Here is a 16577-nt window from a genome sequence, read left to right on the forward strand (position 1 = left end):
CCGGATTGGCCGGCATTCTCACTTATTTTCCAGGTCCAGGCCATATAGCTGGCAAATGCTCCCTTGAGCGGCCAGTACCCTGAGCTTTTCCAACACAGTTAGTGGAGAGATCACCTTGGTAGAGTACGTAGTTTCCCTCGATAAGCTCGGCGTCCATGATGTAGAGCATGTGGGGGGCAAGAACGCATCCCTGGGCGAGATGATCAGTAACCTTGCAGGTGCCGGTGTGTCGGTCCCGGGTGGCTTTGCCACGACAGCTCAGGCTTATCGTGATTTTCTCGAATTAAGTGGTTTGAACGACCAGATCCACGCCGCGCTGGATGCGCTGGACGTGGATGACGTGAACGCGCTGGCCCGTACCGGCGCGCAGATTCGTCAATGGATCATGGAAGCCGAGTTCCCGGAGAAGCTCAACGCCGAGATTCGCACCGCGTTCGCCACCCTGTCGGCCGGTAACCCGGACATGGCCGTGGCCGTGCGCTCTTCGGCCACCGCCGAAGACTTGCCGGACGCCTCGTTCGCCGGCCAGCAGGAAACCTTCCTGAACATTCGTGGCGTCGAGAACGTCATTCGTGCGGCCAAGGAAGTGTTCGCTTCCCTGTTCAACGACCGTGCCATTTCCTACCGCGTCCACCAGGGCTTCGACCACAAGCTGGTGGCCCTGTCGGCCGGTGTGCAGCGCATGGTGCGTTCGGAAACCGGCACCGCCGGCGTGATGTTCACCCTCGATACCGAGTCGGGCTTCCGTGACGTGGTGTTCATCACCGGCGCCTACGGCCTGGGTGAAACCGTGGTCCAGGGCGCAGTCAACCCGGATGAATTCTACGTCCACAAGGGCACGCTGGCCGCGGGTCGCCCGGCGATCCTGCGCCGCAACCTGGGCAGCAAAGCAATCAAGATGATCTACGGTGACGAGGCCAAGGCCGGTCGTTCGGTCAAGACCGTCGACGTCGACAAGGCCGAGCGCGCGCGTTTCTGCCTGTCCGACGCGGAAGTCAGCGAGCTGGCCAAGCAAGCGATGATCATCGAGAAGCACTACAAGTGCCCGATGGACATCGAGTGGGCCAAGGACGGTGACGACGGCAAGCTGTACATCGTGCAGGCCCGTCCGGAAACCGTGAAGAGCCGCACTTCGGCCAACGTCATGGAACGCTATCTGTTGAAAGAAACCGGCACCGTGCTGGTGGAAGGCCGTGCCATCGGCCAGCGCATTGGCGCCGGCAAGGTCCGCATCATCAAGGACGTGTCCGAGATGGACAAGGTCCAGCCGGGCGACGTGCTGGTTTCCGACATGACCGACCCGGATTGGGAACCGGTCATGAAGCGCGCCAGCGCCATCGTCACCAACCGTGGCGGCCGTACCTGTCACGCGGCGATCATCGCCCGTGAGCTGGGGATCCCGGCGGTAGTGGGCTGCGGTAACGCTACCCAGCTGTTGAAAGATGGCCAGGGCGTGACCGTTTCCTGCGCTGAAGGCGACACCGGTTTCATCTTCGAAGGCGAACTGGGCTTCGACGTCAAGAAAAACTCCGTGGACGCCATGCCGGACCTGCCGTTCAAGATCATGATGAACGTCGGCAACCCGGACCGCGCCTTCGACTTCGCGCAGTTGCCGAACGCCGGTGTGGGCCTGGCCCGCCTGGAGTTCATCATCAACCGTATGATCGGCGTGCACCCCAAGGCGCTGTTGAACTACGACGGCCTGCCTGCGGAAATCAAGGAAAGCGTCGACAAGCGTATCGCTGGCTACGACGATCCGGTCGGTTTCTACGTCGAGAAGCTGGTCGAGGGCATCAGCACCCTGGCTGCCGCGTTCTGGCCGAAAAAAGTCATCGTGCGCCTGTCGGACTTCAAGTCCAACGAATACGCCAACCTGATCGGCGGCAAGCTCTACGAGCCGGAAGAAGAGAACCCGATGCTGGGCTTCCGCGGTGCCTCGCGTTACATCAGCGAAGCCTTCCGTGACTGCTTCGAGCTCGAGTGCCGCGCCCTCAAGCGTGTGCGCAACGAGATGGGCCTGACCAACGTCGAAATCATGGTGCCGTTCGTGCGGACCCTGGGCGAAGCCAGCCAGGTCGTCGACCTGTTGGCCGAGAATGGCCTGGCCCGTGGCGACAACGGCCTGCGCGTGATCATGATGTGCGAACTGCCATCGAACGCGATCCTGGCTGAAGAGTTCCTGGAATTCTTCGACGGTTTCTCCATCGGCTCCAACGACCTGACCCAGCTGACCCTGGGCCTGGACCGTGACTCCGGGATCATCGCGCACCTGTTCGATGAGCGTAATCCGGCGGTCAAGAAGCTGCTGGCCAATGCCATTGCCGCCTGCAACAAGGCCGGCAAGTACATCGGCATCTGCGGCCAGGGCCCATCCGATCACCCGGACCTGGCCAAGTGGCTGATGGAGCAGGGCATCGAAAGCGTTTCGTTGAACCCCGATTCCGTACTGGAAACCTGGTTCTTCCTGGCTGAGGGTCAAGCTTCGGCTTGATGGTGTGAACAGGTCGCTCGCTCGCGATGGTCGTCAAGGCGCGTTGCCCTGGCGTCCATCCCTGTAGGAGCGAGCTTGCTCGCGATGGTCGCTAACGATAACGCGCACATGCTGGACAAACGCGTTGTCCCGACGTCCATCGCGAGCAAGCTCGCTCCTACAGGAATAAGAGCAAGCGACCTGTTTTTGAGATTCAAGTAGGGCGGGCTCCTCCGGATGCCGCCCTTTTTTGTGCAAGAGCATTATGCAAAGCAGCAGTAACCTGTTTCCTGTCGCCTTGCTCAGCGCCGAACGTCGCGGCGATCTGAGTGAGGACGTCTATCGCCTGAAACCGGGCAACAGCCCGGACGGCACCGTTGAGCTGGCAGTGACCCGCCTGGGCATGGCCGATGAACCCGCTATGCGCGGGGTTCCGGTGATTTTGCTGCACGGCAGTTTTTCCAACCGGCGTTTCTGGTTTTCCCCCAAGGGCCTGGGTTTGGGGGCGTACCTGGCACGCGCCGGTTTTGATGTGTGGATTGCGGAAATGCGCGGGCACGGCCTGTCGCAGCGCAATCAGCACTACCGCAAGAACCGCGTGGCCGACTATGCCCGCTACGACCTGCCGGCCATCGCCGCGTTCGTCCGCGAACAGAGCGGGCAGGCTCCGCACTGGATCGGCCATTCATTGGGCGGCATCACCCTGGCCGCCGCGCTCGGGGGGCACTACCTGGAAGCGTCCGATGTCGCCAGCGCCGCATTTTTCGGCACGCAAGTGAGTCGCACCTACTGGCCGCTGAAAATTCCCCCGGTGGAATGGAGCGGACGTTTCATCCTCAAGCGTTTTGCCCAACTGTCGGGGTCTCGCCTCAAGCGTGGCCCGGAGGACGAACCGATTGGCCTGGCTCTGGAAAGCATGCGCTGGTTCGGTCTGTTCGGACGTTTTGGAGACGCCGACAAGGACTGGTGGGCGGGCTTGGCCGAAGTGCAGGTGCCGGTCCTGGCCGTCAGCGCCAGCAACGATCACCAGGACCCCGACTGGGCGTGCCGCAAACTGTTCGAGCAAATGGGCTCGACGCACAAGCAATACATTTGCCTGGGCCGCGCCCAGGGCTTTGCCGATGACTTCGGGCATGTGCAAATGCTGGTCAGCAAAGCCGCGCAAGTCGAAGTCTGGCCATTGGTCCAGCGTTGGCTGACAGACCCGCAGGCACCCGTGCAGGCGCAGACGCTCGCCACGGTCGGCGCAGACTGACGTGAACGCTCTATCAAGGGCGTTTCGTTCCTGTCCGCTTACGGCTAAGATATGACGCATTGAGCTTTTCTGGTCACTTTACGTGGCGATGCTGGTGGCGGTGTTCGCGGAAAAACGGCTTTAAACCGCAACCCTCAGCGCTCGTTTCCTTTAAGGTGACATCCTCGATTGTCTTCCTCTTTACAGGAGTTTCTCGATGAATCATTACCTCACTCCCGACCTGTGCGATGCCTATCCGGAACTGGTACAGGTCCTGGAGCCGATGTTCAGCAATTTTGGCGGCCGTGATTCCTTCGGCGGTGAAATCGTGACCATCAAGTGCTTCGAAGACAACTCGCGGGTCAAGGAGCATGCCGAGCTCCCGGGGAACGGCAAGGTACTGGTAGTCGATGGCGGCGGTTCGCTGCGCTGCGCGCTGCTGGGCGACATGATTGCCGAGAGAGCGGCCAAGAACGGCTGGGAAGGCCTGGTGATCTACGGCTGCATCCGCGATGTCGATGTCATCGCACAGACCGACCTGGGGGTGCAGGCCCTTGCCAGTCATCCGAAGAAGTCCAACCGTCGTGGTCTTGGCGAGATCAATGTACCGGTGACCTTTGCCGGTGTGACGTTCCGTCCGGGCGAATACATTTATGCGGACAACAACGGCGTGATCATCTCGCCGAGTCCGTTGCAAATGCCTGAATAAACGGCGACCAGACAGGGGTGAGGATGTTCGAGGAAGAAAACGCGCAGTGGGGGCTGGTCCATGCCCTGGTGCTGGATGGAAAAGGCGGTGCGCGTTCGATTGCCCGGACTGAACTGGATGACCTGCAACTGCAACCCCACGAAAGCCTCTGGCTGCACTGGGATCGCAGTCACCCGCAAACCCAGACCTGGCTGCGTAAATCCAGTGGCCTGAGTGAGTTCAGTTGCGACCTGCTGCTGGAGGAGAACACCCGGCCGCGCTTGCTGGCGCTGCCGGACTCCGAATTGCTGCTGTTTTTACGCGGGGTCAACCTCAACCCTGGTGCCGAGCCGGAAGACATGGTCTCGGTGCGTATCTTCGCCTCGGCCCAACGGGTCATTTCCCTGCGCTTGCGCCCACTGCGCGCCACCGATGAATTGTTGGTGCAGTTGGCCGAGGGCAAGGGGCCGCGGACGGCTTCCGAACTGATCCTGTATATGGCCCAGTACCTCACTCACAAGGTCCAGGACCTGGTGGGCGATCTCTCGGAAGTGGTCGATGTCGAAGAAGAAAAACTGGATGCCGACGAACGGTATACCCCCGAGCACGGCTCCATTTTGCAGATCCGTCGGCGTGCCGCCGGGCTCAAGCGTTTTCTGGCGCCGCAGCGGGATATTTTCGGACAACTGACGCGGATCAAACTGCCCTGGTTTGTCGAGGATGATGGCGATTACTGGAACGAATTGAACAACAGTCTGACGCGTTATCTGGAAGAGCTGGAATTGACCCGCGAGCGGGTGGGGCTGGTGCTGGAGGCCGAAGACCGGCGTCTGAGCGTGAAAATGAGTCGCACCATGTACCGCTTCGGGATCATCACCGGGATCTTTTTGCCGATGAGTTTTCTGACCGGTCTGCTGGGCATCAACGTCGGTGGCATTCCGTTCTCCGAGAGCCCCTATGGCTTCCTGGTTGCCTGCCTGTTGATGGTCTCGGTGGCGTTGGGGCAGTGGTGGTTGTTCCGGCGTTTGCGCTGGGTATGAAGGAGCGTCATGTGACCCGGGGAATTTTGATCGCGTCTTTCACAGATATCACGAGAGGTGCGTATGCACGATCCGTTTGAACAGTCTTTGCGTGACATGCTCCAGGCATCCCCGTCCACCCGCGACGATGATGCGTGCCTGGGTCGTGTACTGAAAACCGCCAACCGCCAGGTGGGTGCCGGTGATCTGTTCAGTCTGCTGGGCCGCTGGGTGCCGGCACTGATGATTGCCCTGAATAACGGATCGGCCCATGTCTCGCCGGTTTCCCGTCGTAAACCTACCGCAAGCACTGCTGATAAGGCTGATTGAATATGGAACTTGATCTCTGGACTCAGAGCCTCGTCACGGCAATGACTGCGTTGTGGACCAAGGTAGCGAACTTCATTCCCAATCTGTTTGGCGCCCTGGTCGTGCTGCTGCTGGGTTTTGTCGTGGCCAAGTTGCTGGACACCTTGCTGTCGAAATTGTTGGCCAAGCTGGGCCTGGATCGCTTGATGGGCGGTACCGGTTTGACCAAGTTGATGTCTCGGGCGGGTCTGCAGGTTCCGATCTCGACCCTGATCGGAAAAATCGTCTACTGGTTCGTTTTACTTATTTTTCTGGTTTCTGCTGCAGAATCCCTTGGCTTGGAGCGAGTTTCGGCTACGCTCGATATGCTTGCGTTGTATTTGCCGAAAGTATTCGGTGCCGCGTTGGTGTTGCTGGTAGGGGTATTGTTGGCGCAACTGGCCAATGGCTTGGTGCGCGGCGCTGCAGAAGGGGTCGGTCTGGACTATGCTGCGGGCCTGGGGCGAATCGCCCAGGGCCTGGTGATCATCATCAGTATTTCGGTGGCGATCAGTCAGCTCGAAGTCAAAACCGACTTGCTGAACCATGTGATCGTGATAGTTTTGATAACCGTTGGTCTGGCAGTCGCCTTGGCCATGGGATTGGGTAGCCGGGAAATCGCCGGCCAGATTCTTGCGGGAATCTATGTGCGTGAGTTGTATCAGGTTGGGCAACAAGTGCGTGTTGGTGAGGTCGAAGGCCAGATCGAAGAGATCGGCACGGTTAAAACTACATTGCTGACCGACGAGGGTGAGCTAGTATCACTCTCCAATCGGATCCTCCTGGAACAGCATGTTAGTAGCCGCTAACCCGGCAAACCCTGCTAATGTATGCCGCCGCGAAATGCCCGATACCCTTGGGCCGCGGCGGACATTGACCTGACTGTCGGCCCGACTTGTTTTGAATAAACCCCAATCGCTATCCACGCGCTACGACCCCCGCGAGCTCTCTGATGAGGAGTTGGTCGCGCGCTCGCACACCGAGCTGTTTCACGTAACGCGCGCTTACGAAGAGCTGATGCGGCGTTACCAGAGAACTTTATTTAACGTCTGTGCACGATATCTTGGGAACGATCGCGACGCGGACGATGTCTGTCAGGAAGTGATGTTGAAGGTGCTGTACGGTCTGAAGAACTTCGAAGGTAAATCCAAGTTCAAGACATGGCTATATAGCATCACGTACAACGAATGCATCACACAGTATCGAAAGGAACGGCGTAAGCGTCGCTTGATGGACGCTTTGAGTCTGGACCCCCTCGAGGAAGCGTCGGAAGAAAAGACGCCGAAACCTGAGGAGAAGGGTGGACTTGATCGCTGGTTGGTGCATGTGAACCCGATTGACCGGGAAATTCTGGTGCTACGATTTGTCGCAGAGCTGGAATTTCAGGAGATCGCAGACATCATGCATATGGGCTTGAGTGCAACAAAAATGCGGTACAAACGCGCTCTAGATAAATTGCGTGAGAAATTTGCAGGCATTGCTGAAACTTAGTTCGGCGCAAATATCTCTTACGTGTAGGCAAGTTCTGATAGACTTGCCGCCGAGTTGTCCCCCGGTTTGCGGGACTGCTTTACAATCACCAGATGGGGATTTAACGGATGAAACTGAAAAACACCTTGGGCTTGGCCATTGGTTCTCTTATTGCCGCTACTTCTTTCGGCGTTCTGGCACAAGGCCAAGGCGCAGTTGAAGGCGAGCTGTTCTACAAGAAGCAGTACAACGATAGCGTCAAGCACATCGAAGACGGCTTCAACCCAGGCGCTCGTATCGGTTACTTCCTGACCGACGACGTTTCGATCGATCTGAACTACGATCAGACTCACCACACCCGTTCGAACGACGGTACTGGCAACCAGAAGATCAAAGGTGACACCGGCTCCCTGCTGGGTACCTACCACTTCGGTCAGGCTGGCGTAGATTCCCTGCGTCCGTACGTTTCCGGTGGTTTCGGTCACCAGAGCCGCACCAGCGTCAAAGCTGACGGTCACAGCGGTCGCGATCAGTCGACTCTGGCTATCGTTGGTACCGGCGTTAAGTACTACTTCACCGACAACCTGTTCGCTCGTGCCGGCGTTGAAGCTGACTACGCAATGGACAACGGTAAGTGGGACTACTCCGCCCTGGTTGGTCTGGGTGTGAACTTCGGCGGCAACGCCGGCGCAGTAGCTCCAGCTCCAGTTCCGGCACCGGCTCCAGAGCCAGAGCCAGAAGCTCCAGTTGCTGAAGTGGTACGCGTTGAGCTGGACGTCAAGTTTGACTTCGACAAATCTGTTGTTAAGCCAAACAGCTACGCTGACGTGCAGAACCTGGCTGACTTCATGAAGCAGTACCCACAGACCACCACCGTGGTTGAAGGTCACACTGACTCCGTAGGTCCAGACGCTTACAACCAGAAGCTGTCCCAGCGTCGTGCTGACGCTGTTAAGCAAGTTCTGGTCAAAGACGGCATCGACGCTGGCCGCGTTAGCTCCGTTGGTTACGGCGAATCCCGCCCAGTTGCTGACAACGCAACTGACGCTGGCCGTGCTGTTAACCGTCGCGTAGAAGCGCAGGTTGAAGCTCAAGCTAAGTAATTAGCTCGCAGCTCGCGAAAAGCCCGGCTTAGGCCGGGCTTTTCTTTGCCTGCGATTTACTGCCAGGGGTTACAACGCTGCGCTGGACGGCCATGGCAACTGTGTCACGGACGCCGGCAGGCTCTGATCCAGGGCTGCAGAGGCGGCCACGGCACCTATCACAAGGATCGCTGGGCTTTTTAACTGGAAGCTGTAGGCATCTTCTTGCATGGCTGTCAGGTTGCTCCGGCATTCGCGTTGGTTCGGCATTGAAGCGTTTTCAATCATTGCCACTGGCGTATCCACCGCCATCCCGCCGTCCAGCAACTGCTGGCGAATTTCCCCGAGTTTTGCCACACCCATGTAGATCACCAGGGTGGTCCCGCCCTGGGCCAGGGCGCGCCAATTGAGCTCGCTGTCGTCCTGGGTATGGGCTGTCACCAGGGTCACCCCCCGCGCAACGCCGCGCAGGGTCAAGGAAATATCGCACTGTGTGGCCCCCGCCAGGCCGGCGGTGATGCCATTGACCAGTTCGACCTCGATCTGCCGTTCGCGCAACCACTGGGCTTCTTCACCACCCCGACCAAAGATGCACGGGTCGCCCCCCTTGAGCCGCACCACGCACTTGCCCTGGCGGGCATAACGCAGCATCAGCCGATGGATAAATGCTTGTGGGGTCGAGCGGCAGCCACCGCGTTTGCCCACGGCAATGACCCGCGCCTGGGGGCAATGTTGCAGCACGGCTGGGTTGACCAGGTCGTCGATCAACACCACTTGTGCTTCGCTCAATGCCCGTACCGCCTTGAGGGTCAGCAATTCAGGGTCACCCGGGCCTGCACCCACCAACCAGACTTTTGCGCTCATGTTGCATTCCTCACGAGGTGATTGCGGCTGGCCGCACTTGGGCGGCCAGCAGACGCTTGATTTCCGGGACACAGGAGCCGCATTGCGTGCCGCAACCCAGTTGTTGTTTCAGGCCTTGCAGGTCCAGGCCACTGCGAATGCCCGCGCACACTGTGCTGTGGCTGACGTTCTTGCAGTTGCACAGGGTTTTCTGCGCGCCAGAGTCGGCACCGGCAGCGCCCGGCGGAGCGCTCAGGGGGGCCAGCAGCCAGGGCCGCAGTTGCGCATCGACGCGACCTTCCAGCCACAGGTTCTGCAACCAGTGCCGGGCCAGCGTTTCCCCGGCCAGGCGGATCGCGGTGATGCGCCCCTGTTCGATACGCACGCGCTTGCCAATGGCGCGACGCGGATCGTCGTAGGCCAATACCGGGCCCTGGTCCAAACCAAGGTGCAGGTCGATCTCCTGCAGCCGTTGCGGGGTCGGCGCCTGGGCGCAGGCGGCGCGTATCAGCAGTGCCGGCCGCTCACGCCCGGCAAGGCTGAGGCTGACGTAGGCAAAGTCCTCGCATAGCGGACGCAGCGCCTCGAAGTGCTGTTGAACATTGCCCTCGACCAGGGCGAAGAACTGCCACGGCAACTCAACGGCTTCAATCCGTACGCCGCTGTGTTTCAGCTCGGGCTGTTTGGACAGCGGGTCGAACGCCGGCTGGGTCAGCACGTTCACGCCGCCCTTGAGGAAGCGGTCGCCCCAGTGCATGGGTAAAAAGGCCTGCCCTGGGCGGACCGAGTCATCACTGGCGAGCTCGACGATCACGCTGCCGCGGCGACTCTTGAGGTTGACCAGGTCGCCGGCATTCAAGTGTTGGCGCTGCAGTTCATCCGGGTGCAGGCTCAGGAGCGCTTCGCTGACATGGCCGAACAGCTGCGCCGCGGTGCCGGTGCGGCTCATGCCGTGCCATTGATCGCGCAGGCGTCCGGTGATCAGGGTCAGGGGAAAGTGCGCGTCGCGTTGTTCCTTGGCCGCGCAAAACGGCTCGGCGATAAACTGCGCCCGCCCGCTGGCCGTGGGAAATATCCCGTCCACGTACAGGCGCGGCGTACCGCGGGTGGCGCCTTGTGGGAAGGGCCATTGCTGCGGACCCAGGCGGTCGAGCAAGGCGTGGCTGATGCCCGACAGGTCCAGGTCGCGTCCGCAGGTCAGCTGTTTGAATTCATCGAACAGTTGCCCAGGGTGATTGAAGGCAAACAGGCTGGCCTGACCCGGACGCAGGTATTTCTCCAGGCGTTGGGCGAAATCCACGGTGATGGCCCAGTCCGGGCGGGCTTCGCCGGGTGGGGCAATGGCCCGGCGAACGTGGGAAATCCGCCGCTCGGAGTTGGTCACCGTGCCTTCCTTTTCCCCCCAACTGGCGGCTGGCAGCAGCAAGTCGGCGAAGGGCGCGGTTTCGGTGGTGCTAAAGGCTTCCTGCAACACTACGAACGGGCACGCCTGCAAGGCCGCGCGCACGTTCTGTTGGTCGGGCAGGGACTGCGCCGGGTTGGTGCAGGCGATCCATAGCGCTTTGATTGTGCCGTTGTTGACCTGCTCGAACAGTTCGATGGCGCTCAGCCCGGGAGTTTCCGGCAGCGTGGGCACGCCCCAATAGGCGGCTACCTCGGCGCGATGCCCGGCATTGCTGGCCTCGCGATGGCCTGGCAACAGATTGGCCAGGCTGCCGGTTTCTCGCCCGCCCATGGCATTCGGCTGACCGGTAAGGGAGAAGGGGCCTGCGCCTGGGCGGCCGATTTGTCCGGTGGCCAGGTGCAGGTTGATCAGTGCGCTGTTCTTCGCGCTGCCGGCAGTGGACTGGTTCAAGCCCATGCACCACAGCGACAGAAAGCTCGGCGAGGTGCCGACCCATTGCGCGCACTGCTGCAACTGCGCGACGCTGATGCCGCACAGTTGCGCCACCATGGGGGGCGTGTAGTCGCGCACCAGGTTCTTCAGTTCGGCCAGGCCCTCGGTGTGGGCCTGGATAAAGTCGCGGTCGATCCAGTCTTCCCACAGCAGCAGGTGCAAGATTCCGTGGAACAGCGCGACATCGGTGCCCGGCAGAATCGCCAGGTGCAGGTCGGCCAGGTCGCAGGTGTCGGTGCGCCGAGGGTCGATGACAATCACCTTCATCTGTGGCCGACGGGCCCTGGCTTGCTCAAGGCGGCGAAACAGTACCGGATGGGCGTAGGCCATGTTACTGCCGACGATCATCACGCAATCACTCAGTTCCAGGTCTTCGTAGCTGCAGGGCGGTGCATCGGCGCCCAGGCTGCGCTTGTAGCCCACCACCGCCGACGACATGCACAGCCGCGAATTGCTGTCGATGTTGTTGGTGCCCACCAACGCCCGCGCCAGCTTGTTGAAGGCGTAGTAGTCCTCGGTCAGCAGTTGCCCGGAGATGTAGAACGCCACGCTGTCCGGGCCGTGCTCGGCGATGGTTTGGGCAAACACGCTGGCGGCGTGGTCCAGGGCGCTGTCCCAGTCGCTGCGGGCGCGGGCCAGGCCCTTGCCCAGGCGCAACTGCGGGTACAGCGCGCGGGCCGCCAGGTCGCCGGTCAGGTGCAGGGTCGAGCCCTTGCTGCACAGTTTGCCGTAGTTGGCCGGGTGCGTCGGGTCGCCGCTGACGCCGAGGATCTGCTCGCCGTCATGCTCGATCAGGACGCCGCAGCCCACCCCGCAATAGCAGCAGGTCGAGGCAGTCGTCTGGCGCTTCATCATGACGCTTCCTGCAGTGTCAGGTCCTGGTCACCGGCAGCGGTCAACGCTGGTTCGCCAAACATCAGGTGATCGCGGATCGCGGCAATGCCCTGCTGTTCGCGGATCTGCTGGAAGTACCAGCCGCCATCGGCGGTATCGCCGTACAGGCAGGCGCCGACCAGCACGTCATCCTTGATCACCAGTTTTTTGTAGATCCCGTCGATTGGGTCGCGCAGGGTGATGGTCTCGGTGCCTTCGCCGCCCATGAAGTCGCCAGCGGAGAACAGGTCGATGCCGGTGACTTTCAGCTTGGTCGAGGTCACCGAGCCTTTGTAGGTGGCAAAGCCCAGCTGTGCCAGGTGGTTGGCGCAGACCTTGGCCTGCTCGAACAACGGCGCCACCAGGCCATAGGCAATGCCGCGATGGCTGGCGCATTCGCCGATGGCGTAGATGCGCGGGTCATAGGTCTGCAGGGTGTCGTTGACCAGGATGCCGCGGTTGCAGGGCAGGCCGGCTTGCTCTGCGAGCTCGCTGGCCGGGCGGATCCCGGCGGCCATCACCACCAGGTCGGCGGGGATGATGTCACCGTTCTTGAACTGCACCGAGCCGACCCGACCGTTGCCGGCGTCGAGCAGGGCCTGGGTCTGCTCACCCAGGCGAAAGTGCAGGCCACGCTGTTCCAGGGCGGCTTGCAGCAACTGGCCGCTGGTTTTGTCCAATTGCCGTTCCAGCAACCACTCGCCGATGTGCACGACGGTCACGCGCATGCCGCGAAGCATCAGGCCGTTGGCCGCTTCCAGGCCCAGCAGGCCGCCGCCGATGACCACGGCGTGACGGTGGGTCCGGGCGGTGTCGATCATGGTCTGAGTGTCGGCGATGTCACGGTAGCCAATCACCCCCTGCAGGGTGTTGCCCGGGATCGGCAGCATGAAGGGCGTCGAGCCGGTGGCGATCAACAGGCGGTCGTATTCGGCGCTGCTGCCGTCGGCAGCGATCACCCGGCGCTTGATCCGGTCGATCTCCACCACTTTGCGGTTGAGCAGCAAGGTGATGTTGTGGTCCTGGTACCAGGTGAGGTCGTTGAGCTCGATATCTTCGAAGGTCTGTTCACCTGCGAGCACCGGGGAGAGCAGGATGCGGTTGTAGTTGGTGTGGGGTTCGGCGCCGAAAACCGTGATGTCATACAGGTCGCTGCTCAGCTTGAGCAGTTCTTCGAGCGTGCGGATCCCGGCCATCCCGTTGCCGATCATCACCAGTTTCAATTTTTTCATCGGGTTCTCCGCAAGCTCAGGCCAGTGTCATCGGGTCGATAGGACTGGCTCGGTGTATTTCGCGCAAACAAAAAAAGGCGTCCCGCTAGTGGCCTAGCGAGGACGCCTTTGTCCTGGTCCCGTTCTCTCGGGCAGCGCACCCTTCGTCGTTGAAGGCTGGGCTTTATGTGTGGTGAAAGGGCTAATGCAGTGGTTGTGCCAAGTGGCGTAGGCCGCCGCTTTATCGGGCCCATCGCGGTGTTCGGGCGCTGCCGGCGGGGTTTTCTGCACCGATTGAAGGCGCGGCGCACAGCAATGGCGCGACGCTCCTGGGTTTGCGCGGCCCAGGGTTAGTGGCGAACAAGGGAAAACAGCAGCACCAGGTTGATCATCAACAACACCAGCGCCAGGGTCCGCCAGACTTTCACCGGCTCGCGCTCCAGCAGCGGCCTGGGTCGCACGCTCAAGCTGCCGCGCTCGCCGTGTTCGAGAATCAGCAGCCATTGCTCGGCGGTTTCGTAGCGCTGGGCCGGGTCGGCATCTACCCCGCGCTCCAGGCTCTGCCCCAACCAGTCCGGCAGATCCGGGCGGTAGCGCTGGGCATTCACCGGCTGGCCGAAGCGCGGACGCTGGAAGGCTTCGATTTCGCCGTAGGGAAAATGCCCGGTGGCCAGGTAATACAGGGTCACGCCGACGGCATACAGGTCTTGTTGCGCAGACGGCGCCTCACCGTTGAAGGCTTCCGGGGCGATGTAGCTCGGGGTGCCGGGCAGTGCGTTGGCCTGGTCTTCGGACAAGCCCGGGCAGTACGCCAGGCCAAAATCCAGCAGACGCAGCTCACCGTCTTCACTGAGCAGCAGGTTTTCCGGCTTGATGTCGCGGTGCAGAATCTGCCGCCGATGCAACAGGCCCACCGCGCGCAACAGGCGCTCGGCCAGTGCCTGCCATTGCGCCAGCGGCAGAGGGCCGGTCTGGGCGAAGGCCTGGGCAAGGGTCTGTCCCGGGTATTCGCGCATCAGGTAATACAGGTGCTGACGCTGGGTAGCCGGATGGACCTCGGGAAAACTGCGTCCGGCGACGCGCTTGAGAAACCACTCCTCCGACAGCAGGGCCTGGGCGGCCTGGCTGTCGTCGCTCAACTGCGCCGGCAAGGTTTTCAGCAGCCATGGTTGCTGCTGGTTGTCGTGGACCCGATAGATCAGTGACTGTTGGCTTTGCCCCAGCAGTTTCTCGACTTGCCAGCCTTCGAAGCGCTGGCCGGGCTTGAGGGGAGGCGGCAAGGGCCATTGCTGCAGGTGGATCAGCGCGTCGCCGATGCTCGCCTCGCCGAGGGCGTCGACCCGCACCAACAGCGCGCTGGCATTGTCCTGGCTGCCGGCCAGGTGCGCGGCATTGACCAGGGTCTGTGCCGCGCTGTGCAGGTCCGGTTGATCGCGCAGAATCGCGGCAATCGTGGTGTCGCCCAAGGTTGCCCAGACGCCATCGCTAAGCAGCACGAAGCACTCGCCGGCGCGCAACTCGCCATCGAGAAAATCCAGCACCAGGTGTTGGTCCAGGCCCAGCGCGCGTTTGAGCACATGCTGCATGCCCGGTTGCTCCCAGACGTGGTCCTCGCTGATGCGTTGCAATTGCTCGGCGTGCCAGCGATACACCCGGCAATCGCCGACGTGGGCCAGGGTGAAGCGTTGTCCGCGCAGCACCAGCGCACTGACGGTGGTGAGCAGCGGCAAGCCGCCACCGTTGGCCTGCAGCCAGCGGTTCTGCGCCAGCAACAGGCGGTCCAGGGACTGCGCCACGCCCCAGGTCTGCGGGGTGGCGTAGTAATCCAGCGCCAGCGCCTGCAAGGTGGTACGTGCCGCCAGCCCGCCATCGGCGCATTGGCTGACGCCATCGGCGATGGCGAACAGACACCCCTTGCTCGCGGCCAGTTCCGCGGCGGGAGTGACCAGGCGCAGGGCGTCCTGGTTTTCCTCGCGCGGGCCGATGGCGCTGGCTTCGGCAAAGCTCAATTGCAGGCTCATCGACGCCTCAGACCCGCGCGGCGGTCACGGCAGCCGAGCCCCAGGTGGTTCTCCAGCGGCGCTTGACCCCGTGCAGGCCGAACCACGCCAGGACGCCCAGGCTGGCGAACAGCCACAAGGCCAGTTGATAACTGCCGGTGCTCTGCTTGATCGCCCCCATGCCGGCGGCGAGGGCAAACCCGCCGATCCCGCCCGCCATGCCGATCAATCCGGTCATCACGCCGATTTCCCGGCGAAAACGCTGGGGCACCAACTGGAACACCGCGCCATTACCGGCGCCAAGGCCAAGCATGGTGCAGACGAACAGGGCCAGTGCCGCATAGGAACTGGGCAGGTTGAAGCCGACGGCGGCAATGCACACGATCGCGACGCCGTACATCAGCAGCAGGGTGCGGATCCCGCCGAAGCGATCGGCCAGGGCGCCACCCAGTGGGCGCATCAGGCTGCCGCCAAATACGCAGGCGGCGGTATAGTATCCGGCAGTCACCGGGCTCAGGCCGTACTGGTCGTTGAAGTAGCCGGGCAGGGCACTGGCCAGGCCGATGAAACCGCCAAAGGTCACGCAGTAGAAGAACATGAACCACCAGCTGTCGCGATCACCGAGGGCCTTGAAGTAGTCGCTCATGGATTTGGCCTTGGGCCGTTGCGGCGCGTTTTTCGCCAGCCAGGCGAAGACGATCAAGGTCAGGATCAGCGGGATCAGGGCGAAACCGAATACGTTGCTCCAGCCAAACGCGGCTGCCAGCACCGGCGCGATCAGCGCGGCGAGCACGGTGCCCGAGTTGCCCGCACCGGCAATGCCCATGGCCTTGCCCTGGTGCTGCGGCGGGTACCACTGCGAGGCCAGGGGCAGGGCGACGGCAAACGAAGCCCCGGCCATGCCCAGGAACACCCCCAGCAGCAGGGCTTGCTCGTAGCTGTGGATGCCCAGCTTCCAGGCGCCGAACAGCGCGCAGATGACGATGACCTGGCCGATCAGGCCGGCGGTCTTGGGCGACAGGCGGTCAGCGAGCAAGCCCATGACAAAACGCAGCAAGGCCCCGGCGAGGATCGGCGTGGCCACCACCAGCCCGCGCTGTTGGGTGGTCAGGTGCAGGTCGGCGGCAATTTGCACCGCCAGGGGCCCCAACAGGTACCAGACCATGAAGCTCAGGTCGAAATACAGGAATGCCGAGAACAGGGTCGGGGTATGACCGGATTTCCAGAAGCTTGAATTCATCGCGCACCTCAGCGGTTAAGAGTCTCGAAGGAAGTCGTGAGCTTGGCGGTGGCGCGCCGCGACGGCCGCACCACCGGCCCCGGGCTGTGGGGCCAAAACGAAAAAACGCCGCAACCCGCTGCGCTTGCGCGAAAGGGGTGTGCGACGTCGTTGTCGTAGGTGGGGCAACCGCCGTTGGTTACCTGTACCGATTACTTAGCGA

At 61.8% G+C, this 16577-nt stretch carries 12 protein-coding genes and 1 pseudogene; 8 read left to right on the top strand and 5 right to left on the bottom strand.

Annotated features, from left to right (window positions below):
* The first annotated feature begins 115 nt into the window (after positions 1-115).
* The 8 genes from ppsA to ACM6IP_RS24255 all read left to right on the top strand — a co-directional run bounded on the left by ppsA (position 116) and on the right by ACM6IP_RS24255 (position 8332).
* Positions 116-2491: a phosphoenolpyruvate synthase gene (ppsA, locus tag ACM6IP_RS24220; protein WP_095165488.1), complete on the top strand. Its 2376-nt coding sequence runs from the start codon at positions 116-118 to the stop codon at positions 2489-2491.
* Between the two features lie 244 nt (positions 2492-2735).
* Positions 2736-3725, top strand: coding sequence for an alpha/beta fold hydrolase (locus ACM6IP_RS24225; protein WP_159997120.1), 990 nt, complete (start codon positions 2736-2738; stop codon positions 3723-3725).
* A 196-nt stretch (positions 3726-3921) separates the two neighbouring features.
* A complete protein-coding gene (gene rraA, locus ACM6IP_RS24230; protein WP_095165485.1) occupies positions 3922-4413 on the top strand; it encodes a ribonuclease E activity regulator RraA in 492 nt (163 codons plus the stop codon).
* 23 nt (positions 4414-4436) lie between these two features.
* Positions 4437-5432, top strand: coding sequence for a zinc transporter ZntB (locus ACM6IP_RS24235; protein WP_095165483.1), 996 nt, complete (start codon positions 4437-4439; stop codon positions 5430-5432).
* A gap of 63 nt (positions 5433-5495) precedes the next feature.
* The gene (locus ACM6IP_RS24240; RefSeq protein ID WP_095165481.1) at positions 5496-5741 is read left to right on the top strand and encodes a CrfX protein; all 246 of its coding nucleotides are present in this window, start codon (positions 5496-5498) and stop codon (positions 5739-5741) included.
* A 2-nt stretch (positions 5742-5743) separates the two neighbouring features.
* On the top strand, positions 5744-6568 hold the full coding sequence (locus ACM6IP_RS24245) for a mechanosensitive ion channel family protein (RefSeq protein ID WP_095165479.1): 825 nt from the start codon (positions 5744-5746) through the stop codon (positions 6566-6568).
* Positions 6569-6659: 91 nt separating this feature from the next.
* Complete coding sequence (gene sigX / locus ACM6IP_RS24250; RefSeq protein WP_095165477.1) at positions 6660-7250, top strand: RNA polymerase sigma factor SigX; 591 nt, start codon at positions 6660-6662, stop codon at positions 7248-7250.
* A gap of 107 nt (positions 7251-7357) precedes the next feature.
* Positions 7358-8332, top strand: coding sequence for an OmpA family protein (locus tag ACM6IP_RS24255; RefSeq protein ID WP_095165475.1), 975 nt, complete (start codon positions 7358-7360; stop codon positions 8330-8332).
* A gap of 69 nt (positions 8333-8401) precedes the next feature.
* Here the strand turns inward: ACM6IP_RS24255 and cobA are convergent, their stop codons facing one another.
* The 5 genes and pseudogenes from cobA to ACM6IP_RS24280 all read right to left on the bottom strand — a co-directional run bounded on the left by cobA (position 8402) and on the right by ACM6IP_RS24280 (position 16375).
* Complete coding sequence (gene cobA / locus ACM6IP_RS24260; protein ID WP_095165473.1) at positions 8402-9175, bottom strand: uroporphyrinogen-III C-methyltransferase; 774 nt, start codon at positions 9173-9175, stop codon at positions 8402-8404.
* Positions 9176-9185: 10 nt separating this feature from the next.
* Positions 9186-11903 (bottom strand): molybdopterin-dependent oxidoreductase, encoded by a 2718-nt coding sequence (locus ACM6IP_RS24265; protein ID WP_414862427.1) that lies wholly within the window; start codon positions 11901-11903, stop codon positions 9186-9188.
* A gap of 26 nt (positions 11904-11929) precedes the next feature.
* Positions 11930-13156 (bottom strand): annotated as a pseudogene (locus ACM6IP_RS24270) (NAD(P)/FAD-dependent oxidoreductase); the annotation flags it as partial.
* 329 nt (positions 13157-13485) lie between these two features.
* Entirely contained in the window at positions 13486-15156 is a 1671-nt protein-coding gene (locus tag ACM6IP_RS24275) for a bifunctional protein-serine/threonine kinase/phosphatase (protein WP_095165470.1), read from the bottom strand.
* 7 nt (positions 15157-15163) lie between these two features.
* Positions 15164-16375, bottom strand: a complete 1212-nt coding sequence (locus tag ACM6IP_RS24280; protein WP_095165469.1) for a nitrate/nitrite transporter — start codon at positions 16373-16375, stop codon at positions 15164-15166.
* Positions 16376-16577: the final 202 nt, after the last annotated feature.

Source organism: Pseudomonas sp. IT-P176 (assembly GCF_949767245.1).
Lineage (GTDB): Bacteria > Pseudomonadota > Gammaproteobacteria > Pseudomonadales > Pseudomonadaceae > Aquipseudomonas.